Here is a 1,335-nt window from a genome sequence, read left to right as displayed (position 1 = left end):
TGATACTATGTCAAGATAGTAGACACAGATTTTTCTACCGCGCTTGCGCTTGGTGCCCTTGATAAAAAAGTTTAAATAAAGGGCGATTCAAACTTTTTTATCAAGGTAAAATCAAGAAGCAGAATAACCAAACATTCGTTCAAATTCGTTTGGTGTAAAGTATCCCAATGTCGAATGGATCCGCTTAGAATTGTAGAAGAACTCGATGTACTCAAACAACGATTTTTTAGCTTCCTCTCGCGTCCTGTACTTCGTTTGATAAACAAGTTCACGCTTAAGAATACCGTGAAAGGACTCGATACAAGCATTGTCGTAACAGTTCCCTTTGCGGCTCATGCTGCCTATCATTTTGTACTGTTTTAATAGTTTCTGATACTCATTTGAGGCATATTGAACACCTCGGTCTGAGTGATGAATAACACCTTTCTCTGGCCGTTGACGCTTGTAAGCCATTTTTAATGCGGAGATTACCAATTCCTTTGTCATGGTTTTGCCCATTGCCCAACCTACTATTTTACGAGAATATAAGTCCATTACGGTCGCCAAATACAACCATCCCTCATTGGTCGGAATATAAGTGATATCCGTTACCCATAACTGGTTTGGCTTACTTGCTTTAAATTGTCTATCTAAGACGTTTTCACTCACCGGATGTTGATGCTTGGAATTGGTCGTAGCCTTGTATTTCTTGACGGTACAAGACTTCCATTGGTTCTTCGTCATAATACGAGAAACCGTACGCTCACTTACCTTTACGCCCCGTTTATTAAGGGTTTTGGCGATTTTAATACTGCCATAACGCTGCTTGAATTCCAGGTGGGTCTTTAAGATCTCTTGTGACAATTTCTCATGCTGTTTCTGCCTTTCACTTTTCGGTTGCTTTAACCATTTGAAGTAACCGCTTTTGGAAACCCCCAGGACTTTGCACATCTTCTCCACTCGGTATTGGGAGCAGTGTTCTTGGATGAACTCATATTTTACCGAGGGCTTTTCGCGAAGTAGTGCATCGCCTTTTTTAAGATTTCATTCTCCTCCTTGAGATCACGAATTTCTTTCTGAAGGGCTCTTAATTCAGCTGCTTCTGAAGAAAATGTTTGGACAGCCTTAATTTCAGGTTGTTGACCATACTTCTTCACCCAGCCATGTAAAGTATTTGTGTTCACGCCAACTTCCCTAGCTACTTGAGCAATAGGCTTATTGTTTTCACTAATATACTTTACGGTTTCAATTTTAAATGCCTCTTCGAATTGCCTTCCTCTTGCCATACAGACACACCCCGTTATAGTTGATATATTTATTATAACAATCTGTGTCTACTATTTAGTCTAGCATCAA

The 1,335-nt window shown here is 39.9% G+C and carries 1 protein-coding gene; it reads right to left on the bottom strand.

Going from position 1 to position 1,335, the window contains the following annotated elements:
* Positions 1-111 precede the first annotated feature (111 nt).
* Positions 112-1,265, bottom strand: a protein-coding gene (locus tag BFU02S_RS15815; RefSeq protein ID WP_439951021.1) for an IS3 family transposase whose coding sequence is annotated in 2 segments (ribosomal slippage) — positions 112-1,010 and positions 1,010-1,265 — 1,155 coding nt in all. Because the reading frame shifts where the segments join, the coding sequence is not laid out codon by codon here.
* Between the last annotated feature and the right edge of the window lie 70 nt (positions 1,266-1,335).

Source organism: Neobacillus fumarioli NBRC 102428 (assembly GCF_001591485.1).
Lineage (GTDB): Bacteria > Bacillota > Bacilli > Bacillales > Cytobacillaceae > Neobacillus > Neobacillus fumarioli.
The sequence above is the reverse complement of the archived record's forward strand: the minus strand, read 5'-3'. Positions and strand labels throughout refer to the sequence as shown.